General features: G+C 72.3%; 16 protein-coding genes. 11 read left to right on the top strand and 5 right to left on the bottom strand.

Features of this window, described 5'->3' with window-relative positions; all coding sequences use genetic code 11:
* The 5 genes from GQS09_RS03990 to thpD form a co-directional block, all read left to right on the top strand.
* A partial coding sequence (locus GQS09_RS03990; protein WP_165984559.1) for a hypothetical protein occupies positions 1 to 571 on the top strand: 571 nt, incomplete at its 5' end.
* Positions 572 to 919: 348 nt separating this feature from the next.
* Positions 920 to 1495, top strand: coding sequence for a diaminobutyrate acetyltransferase (gene ectA / locus GQS09_RS03985; RefSeq protein WP_165984558.1), 576 nt, complete (start codon positions 920 to 922; stop codon positions 1493 to 1495).
* Positions 1496 to 1533: 38 nt separating this feature from the next.
* Positions 1534 to 2802: a diaminobutyrate--2-oxoglutarate transaminase gene (gene ectB / locus GQS09_RS03980; RefSeq protein ID WP_165984557.1), complete on the top strand. Its 1269-nt coding sequence runs from the start codon at positions 1534 to 1536 to the stop codon at positions 2800 to 2802.
* 109 nt (positions 2803 to 2911) lie between these two features.
* Positions 2912 to 3316: an ectoine synthase gene (locus GQS09_RS03975; RefSeq protein ID WP_165984556.1), complete on the top strand. Its 405-nt coding sequence runs from the start codon at positions 2912 to 2914 to the stop codon at positions 3314 to 3316.
* Positions 3317 to 3387: 71 nt separating this feature from the next.
* Complete coding sequence (thpD, locus tag GQS09_RS03970) at positions 3388 to 4287, top strand: ectoine hydroxylase (RefSeq protein WP_165984555.1); 900 nt, start codon at positions 3388 to 3390, stop codon at positions 4285 to 4287.
* Between the two features lie 123 nt (positions 4288 to 4410).
* On the opposite strand, the gene GQS09_RS03965 is transcribed toward thpD, so the two are convergent.
* Both GQS09_RS03965 and GQS09_RS03960 read right to left on the bottom strand, forming a co-directional pair.
* A complete protein-coding gene (locus tag GQS09_RS03965; RefSeq protein ID WP_165984554.1) occupies positions 4411 to 5547 on the bottom strand; it encodes an arabinogalactan endo-1,4-beta-galactosidase in 1137 nt (378 codons plus the stop codon).
* A gap of 242 nt (positions 5548 to 5789) precedes the next feature.
* A complete protein-coding gene (locus GQS09_RS03960; protein ID WP_165984553.1) occupies positions 5790 to 7811 on the bottom strand; it encodes a beta-galactosidase in 2022 nt (673 codons plus the stop codon).
* A 236-nt stretch (positions 7812 to 8047) separates the two neighbouring features.
* Here GQS09_RS03960 and GQS09_RS03955 point away from each other — a divergent pair, with 236 nt between their 5' ends.
* The 6 genes from GQS09_RS03955 (at position 8048) to GQS09_RS03930 (ending at position 14787) form a co-directional block, all read left to right on the top strand.
* Positions 8048 to 9367 (top strand): extracellular solute-binding protein, encoded by a 1320-nt coding sequence (locus GQS09_RS03955; protein ID WP_165984552.1) that lies wholly within the window; start codon positions 8048 to 8050, stop codon positions 9365 to 9367.
* A complete protein-coding gene (locus GQS09_RS03950) occupies positions 9364 to 10338 on the top strand; it encodes a carbohydrate ABC transporter permease (RefSeq protein WP_165984551.1) in 975 nt (324 codons plus the stop codon). Before GQS09_RS03955 ends, GQS09_RS03950 begins: the two co-directional genes overlap by 4 nt.
* Positions 10335 to 11252, top strand: a complete 918-nt coding sequence (locus GQS09_RS03945; protein WP_165984550.1) for a carbohydrate ABC transporter permease — start codon at positions 10335 to 10337, stop codon at positions 11250 to 11252. Before GQS09_RS03950 ends, GQS09_RS03945 begins: the two co-directional genes overlap by 4 nt.
* A gap of 2 nt (positions 11253 to 11254) precedes the next feature.
* A complete protein-coding gene (locus GQS09_RS03940; RefSeq protein WP_165984549.1) occupies positions 11255 to 12286 on the top strand; it encodes a LacI family DNA-binding transcriptional regulator in 1032 nt (343 codons plus the stop codon).
* 139 nt (positions 12287 to 12425) lie between these two features.
* On the top strand, positions 12426 to 12941 hold the full coding sequence (locus GQS09_RS03935) for an RICIN domain-containing protein (protein WP_165984548.1): 516 nt from the start codon (positions 12426 to 12428) through the stop codon (positions 12939 to 12941).
* Positions 12942 to 13209: 268 nt separating this feature from the next.
* Positions 13210 to 14787 (top strand): DASS family sodium-coupled anion symporter, encoded by a 1578-nt coding sequence (locus tag GQS09_RS03930; RefSeq protein WP_165984547.1) that lies wholly within the window; start codon positions 13210 to 13212, stop codon positions 14785 to 14787.
* A gap of 98 nt (positions 14788 to 14885) precedes the next feature.
* On the opposite strand, the gene GQS09_RS03925 is transcribed toward GQS09_RS03930, so the two are convergent.
* The 3 genes from GQS09_RS03925 to GQS09_RS03915 all read right to left on the bottom strand — a co-directional run bounded on the left by GQS09_RS03925 (position 14886) and on the right by GQS09_RS03915 (position 19127).
* On the bottom strand, positions 14886 to 15125 hold the full coding sequence (locus GQS09_RS03925) for a hypothetical protein (protein WP_207957425.1): 240 nt from the start codon (positions 15123 to 15125) through the stop codon (positions 14886 to 14888).
* A gap of 178 nt (positions 15126 to 15303) precedes the next feature.
* Entirely contained in the window at positions 15304 to 17253 is a 1950-nt protein-coding gene (locus GQS09_RS03920) for a PhoX family phosphatase (protein ID WP_165984545.1), read from the bottom strand.
* Positions 17254 to 17594: 341 nt separating this feature from the next.
* Complete coding sequence (locus GQS09_RS03915) at positions 17595 to 19127, bottom strand: aldehyde dehydrogenase (NADP(+)) (protein ID WP_165984568.1); 1533 nt, start codon at positions 19125 to 19127, stop codon at positions 17595 to 17597.
* Between the last annotated feature and the right edge of the window lie 18 nt (positions 19128 to 19145).

Here is a 19145-nt window from a genome sequence, read left to right as displayed (position 1 = left end):
CAACGGCAGCGGCGGCGGGGAGCAGGGCGGCGCCGACGCCGGCACCGGTGAGCCGCGGACCGGCACGGACGGCGCCGGAGGCGGCGAGGGCGGTGATGCCGCGGCCGGCACCGAGGGCGGCGACGCGGGGGACCGCGGGACGAGCGGCCGGGAGCCGGATTCCGGCCAGGAGGACCAGGCCGCCACGGCCGGCACCTCGGTGGGCGTGGGGGTGGAGGCCTACGTGGAGGGGCGGGACAACCCGCACTGGTCGCAGCCCACCATCAAGCTCACCGCCGGGCAGCGGGTGGACTCCCTCACCCTGGAACTGCGGATCGCTCCGGAGGAGGAGGTGCGGAACCCGGTCCAGTGGCAGAACCTCTCGGACGACTCCTTCTTCCGGACCGTGCGGCAGGACGACGGCGGGCTGGTCTTCGTGTGGGAGCTGAGGCCCGGCGCGCAGATGCCGGACGACGTGTTCCTGTTCGCGGTGGGCTTCGAGCATCCGGACGGCCACGCGACGGAGGCGGACAGCTACTCGCTGACAGGTTCCGGGCCGGACGGGCCGTTCGCCGCCGACGGTGAATTCTGAAAGAATTCCGCGCGCCGCCCCCGGCGGCTCCCCCGGCAACCGGAGAAGAGAATACACTTTCTCTCCTTCCCCGTTTTCCGCGGCTCAAACAAAAAATATAATCCATTCTTGCGGAAGGCATTTCCGCGCCGCCTTGACCTGCGCGAGTCGTGAAAGTCACACAGGCGTTACACATATGTGACGCACTCCACAGAGCGGGCGTTATGCCCGGTAATGAACGGGCATAACGGCACATACCGCAGCCCTCCGCCCGGAAAACGGGGCGCCGCCGAATAACACGAAGACCCCCCTTTTGTGAACCCCGGACGGCGATGCAATCCAAATTTCTGCTGGGTAAATTCGAGCCACATGACTGCCGCACCAGCAGACCATCTACGGATTCCCCGAGGACTGACCGACCGAGGACTGACGCTGAGCCCGCCGCAGGTCGAGGACGGCGCCGCGCTGTGGCGCATGGCCCGCGACTCCCGCGTGCTGGACCTGAACTCTTCGTACAGCTACCTGTTGTGGTGCCGCGACTACGCCGCCACCTCCGTGGTCGCCCGGGAGCCCGACGGCAGCCCGGCCGGGTTCATCACCGGCTACCTGCGCCCCGAGCAGCCGCACACGCTCCTCGTCTGGCAGGTCGCCGTGGACCACGGCCGCCGCGGCCAGGGAGTCGCCGCCGCCATGCTGGACGGCCTGGTCGCGCGCACCGGGCGGGAGCTCGGCGTGACCGGCATCGAGACCACCATCACCCCCGGCAACGAGGCTTCCGAACGGCTGTTCACCTCCTTCGCCGAGCGCCACCGCGCCCCGCTGTCCCGCGAGGTGCTGTTCCACGCCGAGGCGTTCCCCGAGGGGGACCACCAGCCCGAAGTGCTGTACCGCATCGGACCGATCCCCGCCCCCGACACCGACGCCCACCCCGCCGCCGACCGGTGACGATCCATCGGGAACCCCCGGGAAAGACTGGAGAGACCGTGACCCTCACGCAGCCCGACCTCAGCATCTTCCAGACCCTGGAGTCCGAGGTACGCAGCTACTGCCGTGGTTGGCCGACCGTCTTCGACCGCGCGCAGGGCAGCTGGCTCCACGACGAGGACGGCCATCCCTACCTGGACTTCTTCGCGGGCGCAGGCTCGCTCAACTACGGCCACAACAACCCCGTGCTCAAGCGCGCGCTGCTGGACTACCTGGAGCGCGACGGCATCACCCACGGGCTGGACATGTCCACCACCGCCAAACGGGCCTTCCTGGAGACCTTCCACGAGCTGGTGCTCAGCCCGCGCGGCCTGGACCACAAGGTGATGTTCACCGGCCCCACCGGCACCAACGCCGTGGAGGCCGCGCTGAAACTGGCCCGCAAGGTCAAGGGCCGGGAGGCCATCGTCTCCTTCACCAACGCCTTCCACGGCATGTCGCTGGGCGCCCTGGCGGTCACCGGCAACGCCTTCAAACGCGCCGGCGCCGGCATCCCCCTGGTGCACGGCACCCCGATGCCGTTCGACGACTACCTGGACGGCTCCATCCCGGACTTCCTGTGGTTCGAACGGCTGCTGGAGGACTCCGGCTCGGGCCTGAACAAGCCGGCCGCGGTGATCGTGGAGACCATCCAGGGCGAGGGCGGCATCAACGTGGCCCGGCCCGAGTGGCTGCGCGCCCTGGCCGACCTGTGCCGCCGCCATGACATGCTGCTGATCGTGGACGACATCCAGATGGGGTGCGGCCGGACCGGACCGTTCTTCTCCTTCGAGGAGGCCGGCATCGTCCCGGACATCATCACCGTCTCCAAGTCGATCAGCGGCTACGGGCTTCCGCTGGCGCTGTGCCTGTTCCGCCGGGAGCTCGACGTCTGGGAGCCGGGCGAGCACAACGGCACCTTCCGCGGCAACAACCCGGCGTTCGTCACCGCCGCCGCGGCGCTGCGCACCTACTGGGCCGACGCCCAGATGGAGAAGCAGACCCTGGCGCGCGGCGAGCAGGTGGAGGCCGCGCTGCGGGCCATCGTCGCCGAGCACCCGGAGACCGGCGCCCGGGTCCGCGGGCGCGGCCTGGCCTGGGGCCTGGTCTTCGCCGAGCCCGAGCGGGCCGGCGCGGTCTGCCGGCGCGCCTTCGAGCTCGGGCTGCTGCTGGAGACCTCCGGCCCGGAGGACGAGGTGGTCAAGCTGCTGCCGCCGCTGACCATCGACCCCGGGGAGCTGGACGAGGGCCTGCGCACGCTGGCCCGTGCCGTCCGCGAGACGGCCTGACCCGCAGCATCCCCCACCGCACGGCGCCCCGTGCGGCAGCACCGGAACACCGGACACCCGTCCGCCGGCCGCACGGCGCCGCAGAACCAGGAAGGCGAACCGCACCGACATGATCGTCCGAACCCTCAGTGAGATCGAGAACACCGACCGGGACGTGCGCTCGGCGTCCGGGACCTGGCGCAGCAAGCGGCTGATCCTGGCCAACGACAGGGTGGGATTCTCCTTCCACGAGACCGTGCTCTACGCGGGCACCGAGACCGACATGTGGTACAAGCACCACATCGAGGCGGTTTACTGCGTCGAGGGCGATGCGGAGCTGACCGACCGGGAGACCGGCCGCGTCTACCGGATCACCCCCGGCACCCTCTATCTCCTCGACGGCCATGAGCGGCACACCCTGCGGGTCAAGGAGGACCTGCGGGTGCTGTGCGTGTTCAACCCGCCGGTGACCGGCCGCGAGGACCACGACGAGGAGGGCACCTACCCCCTGCTCACCGAGCCCGTCGGCGACTGACCGCCGCCCGGCGCGGACCGGGAGAGCAGGGACAACCAGCACGACGAGCAGAGAGAGGACTGACAGCAGCTATGACGCTCGCACCCGAGCAGCCGGCCGACCTCTATCCGACCCGGGGCCCCAAGGAGGCGGTGACCGCGCGTCAGGACCCGGTGGTGTGGTCGGAGCCCGGCGCGCCCGGCCCGTTCACCGCGGACGAGCTCACCGCCTACGACCGGGACGGCTTCCTCACCATCGACCAGCTGGTCTCCCCGGACGAGGTCGCCGTCTACAACCGGGAGCTGGAGCGGCTCACCAACGACCCGCAGATCCGGGCTGACGAGCGCTCGATCCTGGAGCCGGGCAGCGGCCAGGTGCGGTCGGTCTTCGAGGTGCACAAGATCAGCGAGGTGTTCGGCAAGCTCGTCCACGACCCGCGGCTGGCCGACCGGGCGCGCCAGCTGCTGGGCTCGGACGTCTATGTCCACCAGAGCCGGATCAATGTGAAGCCCGGCTTCGGGGCCACCGGTTTCTACTGGCACTCGGACTTCGAGACCTGGCACGCGGAGGACGGGCTGCCGCGGATGCGGACCGTGTCGGTGTCCGTGGCGCTGACCCGGAACTACCCGTGGAACGGCTCGCTGATGATCATGCCGGGCTCCCACAAGACCTTCCTGGGCTGCGCCGGCGCCACCCCGAAGGACAACTACAAGAAGTCGCTGCAGATGCAGGACGCGGGCACACCGTCCGACGAGCAGCTCACCGCGCTGAGTGCCGAGCACGGCATCGCGCAGTGGACCGGCGCGCCGGGCTCGGCGGTGTGGTTCGACTGCAACTGCATGCACGGCTCGGGCGACAACATCACGCCCTACCCGCGCAGCAATGTCTTCATCGTCTTCAACAGCGTGGAGAACACGGCGGTGGAGCCGTTCGCGGCGCCGGTGCGGCGCCCGGAGTTCATCGGCGCCCGGGACTTCACCCCGGTGCGCTGAGCACGCGGCTCGCGCCGCGCGGCGCGGGCCGGGACCCCGGCACCGCGGTGCCGGGGACGCCGGCGGGGCCGGGCCCGGGAGACCGGGCCCGGCCCCGCCGGCTTCGGCGGCTCGCCGCCGTGCTCACCAGCGCATGGCGGGCAGCGGCCGGTTGTCGTAGTCGAACCATGCCTGGTTCTCCCAGCCGTTGCCCGAGGACGGGTCGGCCGGGTCCCAGCCGTTGCCGGTCACCGCGGTCCAGGCCGGCTCCCAGTAGAAGACGCCCAGGCCCCGGTCGCCGGGCACCGAGGTGACCACCTCGCAGATGTCCCGCATCCAGGCCGCCTGGCCCTCCGGGGTGGCCGGGTAGCCGGGCACCAGTTCGGACGGGCGGTCGATGATGTCCTCCAGGAAGTCCTTGCTGCCCAGGGTGAACGGGTAGGCGGTCTCGACCACCACCACGTCCTTGCCGTAGCGGGCGGAGACGTCGCCGAGGTTGGCCCGCAGGTCGTCCAGGGTGCCGTGCCAGTAGCCGTAGAACGAGGCGGCGATGACGTCGAAGGGCACGCCGTACCGCACCGCGTTGTCGAACCACCAGCGGTACAGGCCGTTGTCGCCGCCGTCGGCCAGGTGCAGGGCGACCCGGATGCCGGGCGAGGCGGCGCGGGCGGCGTCGGCGCCGGCGGTGAGCAGCTGGGCGAGCTGCGGCCAGTTGTCCCAGCGGCCGTCCGGCCAGAGCATGCCGCCGTTCAGCTCGTTGCCGATCTGCACCATGCCGGCGGGGGTGCGCTGGGCGTGCAGCGCGCCCAGGATGTCGGCGGTGTGGTCGTACACCGCCTGCCGCAGCTCCGGGAAGGCGAGGCCCTCCCAGGCGGCGGGCTTGTACTGCTTGCCGGGGTCGGCCCAGGTGTCGGAGTAGTGGAAGTCGATCATCAGCTTCATCCCGGCACGGCGCAGCCGCTGGGCCATGGCCAGGATGTGCGGCTTGGTGTGGTAGCCGTCGGCCGGGTCGACCCAGACCTTGAGCCGGGCCCAGTTGGAGCCGGCCCGGCCGAGTATCCGGACCGGGTCGGCGGCCGATCCGTCGAAGTCCCGGTAGACGCCGCCGAACGCCTCGCTCTTGGGGAGCGAGGAGATGTCCACCCCGCGGATGCGGGGGCGGGGCGTGATCCGGGGGCGGGGGCGGGCGGGTGCCGCGGCGGCGGCCGGGGCGAGCGCACCGGCCAGGGCGGGGGCGGCGGCCCCGGCGGCGGTGAGCCGGAGTGCGGTGCGTCGGCGCATGGAGGTTCTCCCTTTCGGCGACTTCGGCGAACAGGAAAGGACGCACGTGGCGCGGCGGGCGGAACGTGCGTACGCGGCGAACGGCGGTGCGGGCCGTTCGGGCGGTGCGGAGGTGCGGAGGTGCGGGCGGTGCGGAGGGGGCGCCCGGCCCGGCGGTCCGGTTCGCGGACCGGCCCCGGACCGGGCGGGCTCCCGGCCGGCCGGGCCGAGCCGGCTGCGGTGGCAGCGGCCCGGCCGGCGGCTCAGTCGTCCAGCCGGACGACGCGGACGGCGGAGCCGGGAACGGCCAGCCGGCCCGCGGTGCGGTGGCCGGTGAGGAGTTCGGTGCCGGGGGCCGGGAGTCCGACCTCGGCCTCGGTACCGGTGTGGTTGAGGACGAAGAGGTAGCGGCCGTGCTCCCCGGCGCGCAGCACCACCTCGACATCGCGGGGCAGTTCGCCGCGCGGGGGCAGCCCGGCGTCCGCACCGGCCGCGGCCAGTACCGCGTCCAGCGCGGGCACGTCCAGCCGGGCCGAGACGTACCAGGCGGTGCCCCGGCCCAGCCGGTGCCGGGTGACCGCGGGGCCGCCCGCGGCCGGGCCGTCCGCGTAGCTCCAGACGGTCTCGGCGCCCCGGGTGACCACGGTCTCGGCCCAGACCGAGCCGGTCAGCCGGGGGCGGCCCGCGCCGCCGTCCAGCGTCACCGTCTGCCCGGCGCGCAGCGGCTGGAACTCCTCCACGGTCACGCCCAGCGCCTCGCGCAGCGCGCCCGGGTGCGGGCCGGGATGGACGGCGTCGTGCTCGTCCACGATCCCGGAGAAGCAGGAGACCACCAGGGTGCCGCCCTGTTCCGCGTAGCCGCGCAGGTTGCGCCCGGCCGCGGCCGTGGTGAGGTACAGGGCGGGGACCACCACCAGCGGGTAGCCGGACAGATCCGCCTCCGGGTGGGCGAAATCCACGGTGAGGTGGCGGTCGAACAGCGCCGCGTACCAGGACTCGGCGCGCTCCCGGGCGTCCAGTTCGTCGCTGGGCCGCCACTCCAGCTTCTGCGCCCACCAGGATTCCCAGTCCCACACCATGGCGAGGTCGGCCACGGTCCGGGTGGAGCGGATCTCGCCCAGCGCGGCCAGGCCCCGGCCCAGGGCGGTCACTTCGCGCCAGATCCGGCTGTCGGTCCCGGCGTGCGGCACCATCGCGGAGTGGAACTTCTCCGCGCCCTTGCGCGAGGCCCGCCACTGGAAGAACATCGCGCCCTCCGAGCCGCGGGCCACGTGCGCCAGGCTGTTGCGGGCCATCTCGCCGGGCAGCTTGGCGATGCCGCGCGGCTGCCAGTTGACCGCGCTGGTGGAGTGCTCCAGCAGCAGCCAGGGCCGGCCGCCGCCCACCGACCGGGTGAGGTCGGCGGCCATGGAGAGGTTGATGTGATTGCGCTCGTCCTCGGCGACCAGGTAGTGGTCGTTGGTGACGATGTCGACCTCGCGGGCCCACTTCCAGTAGTCGATGGTGTCGCACTGGGTGGGCGAGACCATGAAGTTGGTGGTGACCGGGACGCCGGGCGAGAGGTGGTGCAGCAGGTCACGCTCGCGGCGGAAGTTCTCCAGCGCGGCGTCCCCGGCGAACCGGGCGAAGTCCAGGCGCTGGGCGGGATTGCAGGTGGTGGGGGTGGCACGGGGCGGCCGGATCTCGGCCCAGGCGCCGTACACCTGGCCCCAGAAGGCGGTGCCCCAGGCGTCGTTCAGCCGCTCCAGGGTGCCGTGGCGTTCCGCCAGCCAGGAGCGGAAGTGCTCGGCGGAGGTCTCGCAGTAGCACTCCAGCACCGGCACCCCGTACTCGTTGTGCACGTGCCACAGGGCCACCGCCGGGTGCCGGCCGTAGCGCTCGCCGAGCGCCCGGGTGATCCGGACGGCGGCCTCCCGGTAGGCGGGCGAGCTGTGGCAGATCGCGCCGCGGGAGCCGAACTCCCAGCGCACTCCCTCCCGGCTGACCGGCAGCGCCTCCGGGTGGGCGCGGTAGAACCAGGCGGGCGGAACCACGGTGGGGGTGGCCAGGGCCACCCGGATGCCGGCCTCGTGCAGCATGCCGATGATCCGGTCCAGCCAGCCGAAGTCGTACTCGCCCGGCCGCGGCTCCAGCTTCGCCCAGGAGAAGATTCCCAGGCTGACGAGGTTGACGCCCGCCTCGCGCATCAGGGCGATGTCCTCGTGCCAGACCTCCTCCGGCCACTGCTCGGGGTTGTAGTCCCCGCCGTAGGCGAGGGGAGCGCGGGGGGCGGCGTCGTGGGGCATCTGCGGGCTCCTGACGGGTTCGCCGGGCCACTGGCCTGCGGCGGAGGACGGAATCGCGGGTGATCGCCGGGCGCTGGGAACGTGCACAGCTCCGACCGCTCACAAAAATCAAGATAACCGCACAGGAACAACCATTGACAAGGGTCAGGCGGGTTTCTCTACTGTGAACGCCCACAGGATGCCGTGAACGTTCACAGCCTGCGCCGTCCATCGCCGTCCGCCAAGGAGGACACCCCATGAAGCACCGCACCGCCGCGGTACTCCTCACCGCCGCACTGTCGGCGACAGCCCTGACCGCCTGCAGTTCCTCCGACGGCTCCGGCTCGGGCGGCTCCGGCGGCTCCGGCGATTCCGGCCCGGTCAGGCTGGAGTACTGGGCCTGGGCGCCCGGCATGGAGAAGGCCGTCGCCCTGTGGAACGCCGAGCACCCCGACATCAAGGTGACCGTGAAGAACCAGGCCCAGGGCGACGACCTGGTCACCAAGGTCATCACCGCGGCCAGGGCCGGCCAGGCCCCGGACCTGGTCCAGGCCGAGTACCAGGCGCTGGCCACCCTGGTCAGCAACGACGTCCTGGCGGACATCTCGGGCGACATCGACCCCGCCGTGGCCGGTGAATTCGCCGACGGCCTGTGGTCCCAGGTCACCTTCGGCACGGACGCGGTCTACGCCATCCCGCAGGACTCCGGCCCGCTGATGTTCTACTACCGCCACGACCTGTTCGACGAGTACGGCCTGACGGTGCCCACCACCTGGGACGAGTTCGCCGACACCGCCCGCGCGCTGCGCGACCGGGCCCCGGACACGTACCTCACCACCTTCTCCGCCACCGACGCGGGCCTGTTCGCCGGTCTCGCCCAGCAGGCCGGTGCCCAGTGGTGGACCACCGAGGGCGACTCCTGGAAGGTCGCCATCGACGACGAGGCCACCCGCAGGGTCGCCGGCTTCTGGGGCGGCCTGGTCGCCGAGGGCGTGATCCACAACGAGCCCATGTACACCCCGGCCTGGAACAAGGCGCTCAACACCGGTGAGCAGATCGCCTGGGTCAGCGCCGTCTGGGCACCCGGCGTGCTGGCCGGCAACGCCGCCGACACCGCCGGCAAGTGGTCCATGGCCCCGCTGCCGCAGTGGGAGGCCGGCCGGAGCGCCACCGGCAGCTGGGGCGGCTCCACCACCGCCGTCACCGTGGACGCCGAGCACCGCGAGGCCGCGGCCGAGTTCGCCTCCTGGCTGAACACCGACCCCGAGGCGCTGGCCACCATGGTGAAGGAGGGCGGCATCTACCCGGCCGCCACCGCCGCCCAGACCGGTGACGCCCTCACCGAGCCGCCGGCCTTCTTCGCCCACCAGACCGACTTCTACACCCTGGCCGCGCAGATAGCCGAGGGCACCGCCCCGGCCGCCTGGGGCCCCAACGTCAACGTCGCCTACGCCGCCTTCAACGACGCCTTCGGCAAGGCCGCCGCCGGCAGGTCGGACTTCGGCGCCGCCCTGGCGGCGATGCAGGAGGCGACCGTCAAGGACCTCACCGAGCACGGCTTCAAGGTCGCCGAATGACCGTCGCCGCCGACGTCACCGACGTCACCGACGTCACCGCGCCCCGGGCACGCCGCCGTGCCCGGGGCGGGCGCCCCGGCCGCCGGGCACCCTGCCTCTTCCTGCTGCCGGCCGTCCTGCTCTTTCTCGCCTTCTTCGCGCTGCCCATCGGCTACGCCGTCCACCTCAGCCTGCGCAAGATCGAGGTGCAGGGGCTGGGCCTGGGCTCCGGCGCCCGCCAGGAGGTCTGGGCCGGCCTGTCCAACTACACCGGGGCGCTGAGCGATCCCGAACTGCTCGACGGCACCTTGCGGGTGCTCGGCTACGGCATGATCGTCATCCCGGTGATGCTGGGCCTGGCCCTGGCCTTCGCCCTGATGCTGGACGCCGACCGGGTGCGCGGGCGGAGCTTCGCCCGGCTGACCATCTTCCTGCCCTACGCCGTGCCCGGAGTGATCGCCGCCCTGCTGTGGGGCTTCCTCTACCTCCCCTCGGTCAGCCCGCTGCACTACGCCCTCGGCGAGCTGGGCCTGCCCGAACCCGATCTGCTCAGCGGCGGCCCGCTCTACCTGGCGCTGTCCAACATCGCGGTCTGGGGAGGCACCGGCTTCAACATGATCGTCATCTACACCGCGCTGCGCGCCATCCCGGCCGAGGTCTACGAGGCCGCCCGGCTGGACGGCTGCTCCCAGCGGCAGATCGCGCTGCGCATCAAGATCCCCATGGTGGCGCCCTCGCTGGTGCTCACCTTCTTCTTCTCGGTGATCGCCACCCTCCAGGTGTTCAACGAACCCACCACCCTGAAGCCGCTCACCAACTCCCTCTCCACCACCTGGAGTCCGCTGATGAAGGTGTACCAGGACGCCTTTGTGCGGGGCGACATCCATGCCGCGTCCGCCACCGCGGTGATCATCGCCGCCGCCACCCTGCTGCTGTCGTTCGGCTTCCTGCGACTTGCCGGCTCCCGCCGCGGAACGGAGGACCGGCGATGAGCGCCGCCGCGACCACCCCGGCCGCCGCCCGCCCGGCGCCGTCCGGACCCGGGCCGGGCGGTCACGCCGCCCCCGCCCGCCGCCCGCGCCGCACGGCCCTGCTGCCCACCGCCGCGCTGGCGCTGGGGGCGGTCTACTGTCTGGTCCCGGTGGCCTGGGTGCTGGTCGCCGCCACCAAGTCCGGCTCGGAACTGTTCTCCACCTTCACCTTCCTGCCCGGCACCGGCTTCGCCGGCAACGTGTCCGACCTGTTCGCCTACCGGGACGGCGTCTACTGGAGCTGGATGCTCAACTCGGCGCTCTACGCGGGCCTGGGCGCGCTGCTGTCCACGGCGGTCTCCGCGATCAGCGGCTACGCCCTGGCCATGTACCGCTTCCGCGGCCGGGAGGCCGTCTTCAACACCCTGCTGGCCGGGGTGCTGATGCCACCGGTGATCCTGGCCGTGCCGCAGTACCTGCTGATGGCCGAGGCGGGCATGGCCGGCTCCCGGCTGTCCGTGCTGCTGCCGGTGATCCTCTCCCCCTACGGCGTCTACCTGGCCCGGATCTACGCCGCCGCCGCGGTGCCGATGGAGGTGCTGGAGTCCGGGCGGCTGGACGGCTCCGGGGAGTGGCGCATCTTCCGCTCCCTGGCCCTGCCGATGATGCTGCCCGGCCTGGTGACCATCTTCCTCTTCCAGTTCGTCGCCATCTGGAACAACTTCCTCCTCCCCTACGTGATGCTCAGCGACGACGAGAAGTTCCCGCTGACGCTGGGCCTGTTCACCCTGCTCAACCAGGGCTCCACGCTGCCCGCCCTGTACACCCTGGTGATCACCGGCGCCCTGCTGGCGATCGTGCCGCTGATCCTGCTGTTCCTGGTCATCCAGCGGTTCTGGAGCCTGGACGTCCTCTCCGGAGCCGTAAAGTCGTGACCATGCAGAACCCCGCGCGACGCCGGCCGCCCACCATCCATGACGTGGCCCGGGTGGCGGGCGTGTCGCGCGGCACCGTCTCCCGCTTCCTCAACGGCGGCCACCATGTCAGCCCGGCCGCGGCGGAGTCCGTGAAGGCCGCCATCCGCCGGACCGGCTATGTGGTCAACCGCCACGCCCGGTCGCTGATCACCGGCCGCTCCGGGTCGGTGGCGTTCCTGCTCACCGAGCCGCAGGAGCGGTTCTTCGAGGACCCCAACTTCAATGTGCTGCTGCGCGGCTGCACCCGGGCGCTGGCCGCGCACGACATCCCGCTGCTGCTGATGATCGCCGGTACCCGCGCCGAGCAGCAGCGCAACCTCCGCTTCATCGCCGCCGGTCACGTGGACGGCGTCCTGCTGGTCTCCAGCCACACCGGCGACCCGGTGGCGCAGCAGCTGACCGACGCCGGCATACCGGTCGTCGCCTGCGGCAAACCGGTCGGCAGGGACGGCACCTCGGCCCGCCTGTCCTATGTCGCCGCCGACGACCGTTCCGGGGCCCGGGACATGGTGCGCTATCTGATCGCATCCGGCCGCCGCCGGATAGCCACCGTGGCCGGCCCGCCCGACACCCCCGGCGGGGTGGACCGGCTCGGCGGCTACCGGGAAATCCTCGCCGAGGCCGGCCTCCCGCCGGACGAGGACCTGATCGCGGCCGGCGACTACAGCCGCGACAGCGGGGCCCGTGCCGCCACCGAACTCCTCACCCGCCGGCCGGACCTGGACGCCGTTTTCGTGGCCTCCGACCTGATGGCGCAGGGCGTCCTCGCCGCCCTGGAGGCGGCCGGCCGCCGCGTCCCCGAGGACGTGGCCGTCGCCGGCTTCGACGACTCGCCCGCCGCGCTCGCGGCCCGCCCGGAACTGACCACCATCCGCCAGCCCTGGGACCGGATCTCCACCGAAATGGTCCGCGTCCTGCTCGCCCAGCTCGCCGGCGAACCCCCGTCCGCCGTCGTCCTCCCCACCGAACTCATCCGCCGGGCCTCGGCATAGCGCCCGCCCGGTTATCACCGAACCCGCATAATACAATATTTCCAATTCACTACTTTGAGCGAAGTATAACTTCCCCTTCCCTTTATTTGGACAGCCTTTCAAGAAGCAGTGAAAAAGGGCAGTTCGAGGAAGAAGGGGAATGCTCATGAAGAAGGCGGCAAGGGCGGTGATGACCGCCGCGGTCTCCCTGGGCGTGCTCACCACCGGCGCGCTCGCGGGATCGGGCCAGGCCGTGGCGCAGAGCGGAGTCGCGCTGAAGAACATCGGCATGGAGGGGTACGTACTCGACAACGACCGCGGCGGCAGCACGGATTCAAGCGTGCTGGTCTACCAGCGCAACGGCGGGACGAACCAGACGTGGAACGTCACTCCGGCAGGCCGCAACCCGGTCCAGATCCAGCAGAACATCGGCGGAGAGGCACTGTGCGTCTCCGCGGTCCCCACCAGCGGCATCGTCGAGGTCTCCATGCAGCGGTGCGACAACGGGGGCGTGACGTACTGGATCGAGGTCAAGGTGGGAGACAACGCGTATGTCTACCGCAGCCGGACCCACGGCGGCTGTCTGACGGCCGCCCGGAAGAACGCCGCCGTGGAACTCACCGAATGCGACTACAGCGAGCAGTACCAGCAGTGGGAGAAGGACCACGTGGTCTGAGACCGGCGCCCGCCGGAACCGGCAGGGCAGCGGCGCGGTTTCCTGCTCCGTAGCTCCCGCCGGAGTCGTCCGACCGGCCTCGGCACAGCCCCACCGGACGCGACGGCCCGCCGCGGCCGGCCGCGGCAGGAGCCCGGCCGTCCCGAGGGAGCGTCCGCCCGGTGCGCAGGGGTACGGGCGGCCCTTGCCCGGGGCGGGCGGTGATGCCAGATTTGGCCTGGCCGTCCCCGTACCGGGCACGGCCGGGATCACGCACCGAGGACGGACCGTGTCACAGACCGAGCGCAGCACAGAGCCCGCCCGCGCAGTTCTTCCGGCCCCCGGCGATGCCGGCGAGCCCGGGCCGGACGACGGCGGGGAGGCCGGCGGGGAGGCCGGCGGGGTACGGCCGAGGCAGTGGATCGGGCTGGCGGCCGGGGTGGCGCTGGCGGTGCTGCTGCGGCTGGTGCTGCCCGACTCGCTGGCGCCGCAGGACAAGAACGTGGCCGCGGTTGCCGCCCTGATGGCGGTGTGGTGGATGAGCGAGGCGATCCCGCTGCCGGTCACCGCGCTGGTCCCGTTGGTGGCCTTCCCGGCCCTGGGCATCGCGCCGCTCGCGGAGGCCGCCGGCCCGTACGCCAATCCGGTGATATTCCTCTTCATGGGCGGGTTCATGATCGCCATCGCCATGCAGCGGTGGAACCTGCACATCCGGTTCGCGCTGGCCACGGTGGCCCTGGTGGGGACGGCCCCGGCCCGGATGATCCTGGGCTTCATGGTGGCCACCGCCGTGCTGTCGATGTGGATCTCCAACACGGCGACGGCCGTGATGATGCTGCCCATAGGGGTGGCCGTGCTGGGCCTGATGGCGCAGCTCGGCGACGGCCGCCGGGACCCGAACTTCGCCACCGCGCTGATGCTGGGCATCGCCTACGCCGCCACCATCGGCTCGCTGGCCACGGTGATCGGCACCCCGCCCAACACCCTGCTGCGCGGCTTCGTGGACGAGAACCTCGGCATCCGGATCAGCTTCTTCCAGTGGATGCAGTTCGGGGTGCCGCTCTCCGCGGTCTTTCTGGTCATAGCGTGGCTGGTGCTGACCAAGGTGGTGTTCCGGCCGGGCACCGAGGAGGTCCCGGGCGGCCGGGAGCTGATCGCGGCACGGCGGCGGGAACTGGGCCCGATCAGCCGCCCGCAGTGGACGGTGCTCGCGGTCTTCCTCGGTGCGGCCGCGAGCTGGGTGGTCTTCCCGCAGCTGCACGACGTCTGGCCGTGGACGCAACGGATCGACGATTCGGTGATCGCCCTCGTCGCGGCCCTGCTGCTGTTCACCCTGCCGGTGGGACCGCAGGCCCGCACCCGGGCGCTGGCCTGGGAGGACACCCGTGAGCTGCCGTGGGGCATCCTGCTGCTGTTCGGCGGCGGGCTTGCCCTGTCGGCCAGTTTCAGCCGGGACGACGGCCAGGGCGGCACCACCGGGCTCGGCCCGTGGATCGGCGAGCGGGTGACCGGGCTGGACGCCTGGCCGGTGCTGCTGTTCGTGGTGGCCATAGCGGTACTGGTGCTCTTCCTCACCGAACTGACCAGCAACACCGCCACCGTGGCCACCTTCCTGCCGATCATGGCGGGGGTGGCGGGCGGCCTGGGCATGGATCCGATGCTGCTGCTGATCCCGGTGGCGGTGGCGGCGAGCTGCGCCTTCATGCTGCCGGTGGCCACCGCGCCGAACGCCCTGGTCTTCGCCTCCGGCCAGGTCACCATCGGCCAGATGGTCCGGGCCGGCGTCTGGCTCAACCTGATCGGCGTCGTCCTGCTGACCCTGGCCCTCTACACCATCGGCATCGGGGTCTTCTCGCTCCGGCTCTGACCCCGGGAGCATGTCCCTGGCCGTCGCACCGTCCGCGGCCTCGCACGCGGGAGTCCAGCCAGGGCCGAGCGTTCCCGTGAGCGCCCCGGAGACTGCCCTTACGACGGCCCCGCCCACGTCCTCATCGCCGCCTCCGGGGTCCAGATGCGGACCTGGGCCTGCACCCGGGCCGCGTACGGATCTCGTCCGGCGACGATGCTGAGATCCCCGGTGCCGAGCAGCCGGCACGCCGCGTGCTCGGCCAGGTCCATGCCGGGCCCTGAGCCGGTCTCCATCTCCGCCGGCACCTCGTCGCGGTCCTCGCCCCAGCTGAGCAGGAGCCGTTGCCGGTCGTCCAACGGTGACCGGCCGGGCCGCGGGATCGGCTGTCCCTGGGCGCCACCACGGTGCAGCGCTGATCGCTCCGGTCGCCGGGCCGGTCTCCTCGCTGAGGAGGCGGAAAGCCGCTGCCCCTCCCCGGGGGTCCCGCCGGGGAGGGGCAGCGGGCGGAGCGGTGTGCGCCCGGCCGGGGCGGCCTCAGGCGCCGATCACCCCGCCGTCGGTGCGGCTGATCACCACGGTAGCCGAGCGCGGCCGGCCGTCCGGGTCGAAGTCGGGCCAGTTGGAGACGGCCCGCGGGTTGTCCGGGGTGGGCTCGCCCCAGAAGGCGGTGGCCTCGCCCGGGTGCTGGACGTTGACGAACATGGTGCGCCGGTCGGGGGTGGTCACCACGCCGGTGATCTCGCAGCCGCGCGGGCCGGTGAGGAAGCGGCGGACCTCGCCCGTCCTCGGGTCGGCGGCCAGCATCTGGTTGTTGCCGATGTTGTCGTGGCCGCGGTCCGCCCGGTTCTGGGTGGAGTTGGAGACGTCGGTCTGAATCCACAGCCGGCCGTCGGCGTCGAACCAGAGACCGTCGGGTGAACCGTGGATGCCGTCCTGGTCCAGGGTCACCGCGTCGTCGTAGGCCGGGTCACCGGAGAGCAGGAAGAGGTCCCAGGTGAAGCTGGTGGCGGTGTTGTCGCAGCGCTTCTCCGCCCAGCGGATGATGTGGCCGTACGGGTTGGGGGTGCGCGGGTTGGCCTCGCCCGGCCAGCCGTTGCCGTTGGTGAGGGTGCAGTAGACGTCCTTGTTCTTCGGGTTGACCGCGATCCACTCGGGGCGGTCCATCTTGGTGGCACCCACCGCGTCCGCGGCCTGGCGGGTGCGGATCAGCACATCGGCCTGGTCCTGCCAGCCGTTCTCCTTGGTCAGCGGGCCCTTGCCGAAGACCAGGGGCAGCCAGTCGCCGGTGCCGTCGTCGTTGAACCGGGCCACGTAGAGGGTGCCGTGGTCCAGCGGGCTGCGGCCCATGGCCCGCTGCCAGCGCCAGGGGCCGTGGCCGACGAACTTGTAGATGTAGTCGCCGTTCTGGTCGTCGCCGCTGTAGGCCACGACCCGGCCTCGGGACTCGGTGACGGTGCAGCCCTCGTGCTTGAACCGGCCCAGGGCGGTCCGCTTGACCGGCTTGGCGTCCGGGTTCCTGGGGTCGATCTCCACCACCCAGCCGAAGCGGTTGGTCTCGTTGCGGTTGACCGCCAGGTCGAAGCGGGGGTCGGCCTCGTGCCAGCGGTAGCCGAAGCCGCCGGCGTTGATGCCGTAGCGCTGCTCCTCCGGGGTGGGGGTCCAGCTCTCGTCGGCGGTGCCGAAGTAGCCGTTCCAGTTCTCCTCGCAGGTGAGGTAGGTGCCCCAGGGGGTGACGCCGTGCGAGCAGTTGTTGAGGGTGCCCATGGGCTCGTTGTTGGCCCGGAGCTTCGGGTGGTCGGCGCGGACCGGGCCGGAGAAGGCCACGGGGGTGGTGCCGGTGACCTTGCGGGCGTACCGCGAGTCGACGACCTGCCAGCTGCCGCGCTTCTTCTTGATCTCCACCACGCTGACGCCGTGCGCGGCGAGGGCCTTGGCCACCTTCTCGGCGGTCATCTCGGCCGGGCCGTCGGGGAAGAGCAGGTCCTGGTCGACATACTCGTGGTTGAGCACCAGCAGGCCGTGGTCGTGGCCGAGCGGGAAGTAGTGCATGCCGTCGTGGTTCATGCCGATCTGCTCGGCCTGCTCGGCGGCGGTGTTGGAGGCGTCCTTGCGCCACTCGGGGCCGCCGGGCCTCAGGGCCGTCCCCCAGGGGATGATCACCTGCGTCCGGTAGCCGGGCGGCACCACGAAGGTGTCGTCGGTGCTGGTGGGAACGGCTTCGAAACCCAGCAGTTCCTTGCGGCCGTGGCCCTTGCCGGGCTTGCCGCCCGGCCGGCCGTGCGCGGCGGCCGGTTCGGCACCGCCCAGCACGGAGCCGGCGACCAGGAAGCCGGCCGCCGCGGCGGTGGTGCCGCGCAGTGCGGCACGGCGGGACAGGAACGTTTCGGCGACCTCACGGAACGGCCGGTTGCCGGACGGGTTGGAGCTGTTCTCGTCCGGGTCGTACGCGGGAAACACCTCGGGCTTGGCTGACCGGTCTGACATGCACTGGCCTCACTGTGCTCGCAGCTCCCCGCCGGTGCGGGGTGGGGGGACTTGATGCGACGCGAGGCTAGGAGCCGGTGGTGACCACAGGTCACCACAAAAATGAACACCCGCCCACCAGCTTCCGTACTCCCGACGTGACNTGGGGGGACTTGATGCGACGCGAGGCTAGGAGCCGGTGGTGACCACAGGTCACCACAAAAATGAACACCCGCCCACCAGCTTCCGTACTCCCGACGTGACCCGCACGGCGCGCACCGGACAGCCGGGACGGCACCGGCCCGCCGCGCACGGTGCGCGGCGGGCCGGTGCCGTTCTTCCGGTGTCCTCCCCCGGAGCCGTCAGCCGGCGGCCGGCTCCTCGCGGCGGCCGTCCACGCGGCGCGGCAGGCGGAGCGGGTTGTCGTCGTGCAGCTCGGGCGGCAGCAGGGCCTCCGGGGTGTCCTGGTAGACGACCGGGCGGAGCCAGCGCTCGATGGCGGTGGCGCCGACCGAGGTGGAGGTCGTGGTGGTCGCCGGGTAGGGGCCGCCGTGGTGCTGGGCCGGGGCGACGGCCACCCCGGTCGGCCAGCCGTTCACCAGCAGCCGTCCGGCGCGCGGCCGGAGTTCGGCCAGCAGGCGCGCGGCCTCGCCGCCCGACTCACGGCCCTCGCCGTCCCCGAGGTGCACGGTCGCGGTCAGCGAGCCGCCGAGCCGCTGCAGCGCCGCGCTCACCTCGGCCGGCTCCTGGTAGCGGGCGATCACGGTGACCGGCCCGAAGCACTCCTCCAGCAGCAGTGCGTACTCCTCACCGCCGTCCGCCAGCCTCCCGGCCGGGACGGTGAGGAAACCGGCGGTCACTCCGCCGTTGCCGCCGCGGCCCGCGGCGACCGGCGCCTGCACCTCCGCCAGCCGGCTGCGGGAGGCCACGCCGTCGGCGAACGCCTCCCGCATCCGGGCGTCCAGCATGATCCCCTCGGGGGCCTGGGCCAGCCGCTCGGCCAGGGACTTCACCAGCCGGTCACCCGCCGCGCCGGCCGGGGTGAAGACCAGGCCGGGCTTGGTGCAGAACTGGCCGGTGCCCAGGGTCATCGAGCCGGCCAGCCCGGCACCGATGGACTCGGCCCGCTCCTCGGCCGCGGCCCGGGTGACCACCACCGGGTTGAGGCTGCCCAGTTCGCCGTGGAACGGGATCGGCACCGGCCGGGCGGCCGCCGCGTCGAACAGCGCGCGGCCGCCGCGCACCGAGCCGGTGAACCCGGCCGCGGCCACCAGCGGATGCTGCACCAGCTCCACCCCGGCCTCGAAGCCGTGCACCACGCTCACCACGTTCGCGTCCAGCCCCGCCTCGGCCGCGGCCCGGCGCAGCGCGGCGGCGCACAGCTCGGAGGTGGCCGGGTGGTCCGGGTGGGCCTTGACCACCACCGGGCATCCCGCGGCCAGCGCGCTGGCGGTGTCACCCCCTGGCACCGAGAAGGCGAGCGGGAAGTTGGAGGCGGCGTACACCGCGACCACGCCCAGCGGGATGCGGTAGCGCCGCAGATCGGGCCGGGGCGGGGTGAGCGAGGGGTCCGCGTGGTCGATGATCACGCCGAGGTGGCCGCCGTCCTCGGCCTCGTCCGCGAAGGCCCGCAGCTGTCCGGTGGTGCGGGCCAGTTCGCCCCGGAGCCGGGCCTCGCCGAGGGCGGTCTCGGCATCGGCGGTGCGCACGATCTCCTCGCCCGCCGCCTCCAGCTGCGCGGCAGCGGCGCGCAGCAGGGCGGTCCGCGCGGCACGGTCGGCGAGCTGCTCCCGGGCGGCCTCTGCCGCGCGCACCGCCGCGTCCACGTCGGCGGCGGTGGCCTCCAGGCCGACCTGTTCGCGCTGCTGCCCCGTCCGGGGGTCGACGCTCCACACTGGTGCTGGCACCGCCTG

It is taken from the genome of Streptomyces sp. YIM 98790 (assembly GCF_011421595.1).
Lineage (GTDB): Bacteria > Actinomycetota > Actinomycetes > Streptomycetales > Streptomycetaceae > Streptomyces.
This window is presented reverse-complemented; position numbering and strand designations above follow the sequence as displayed.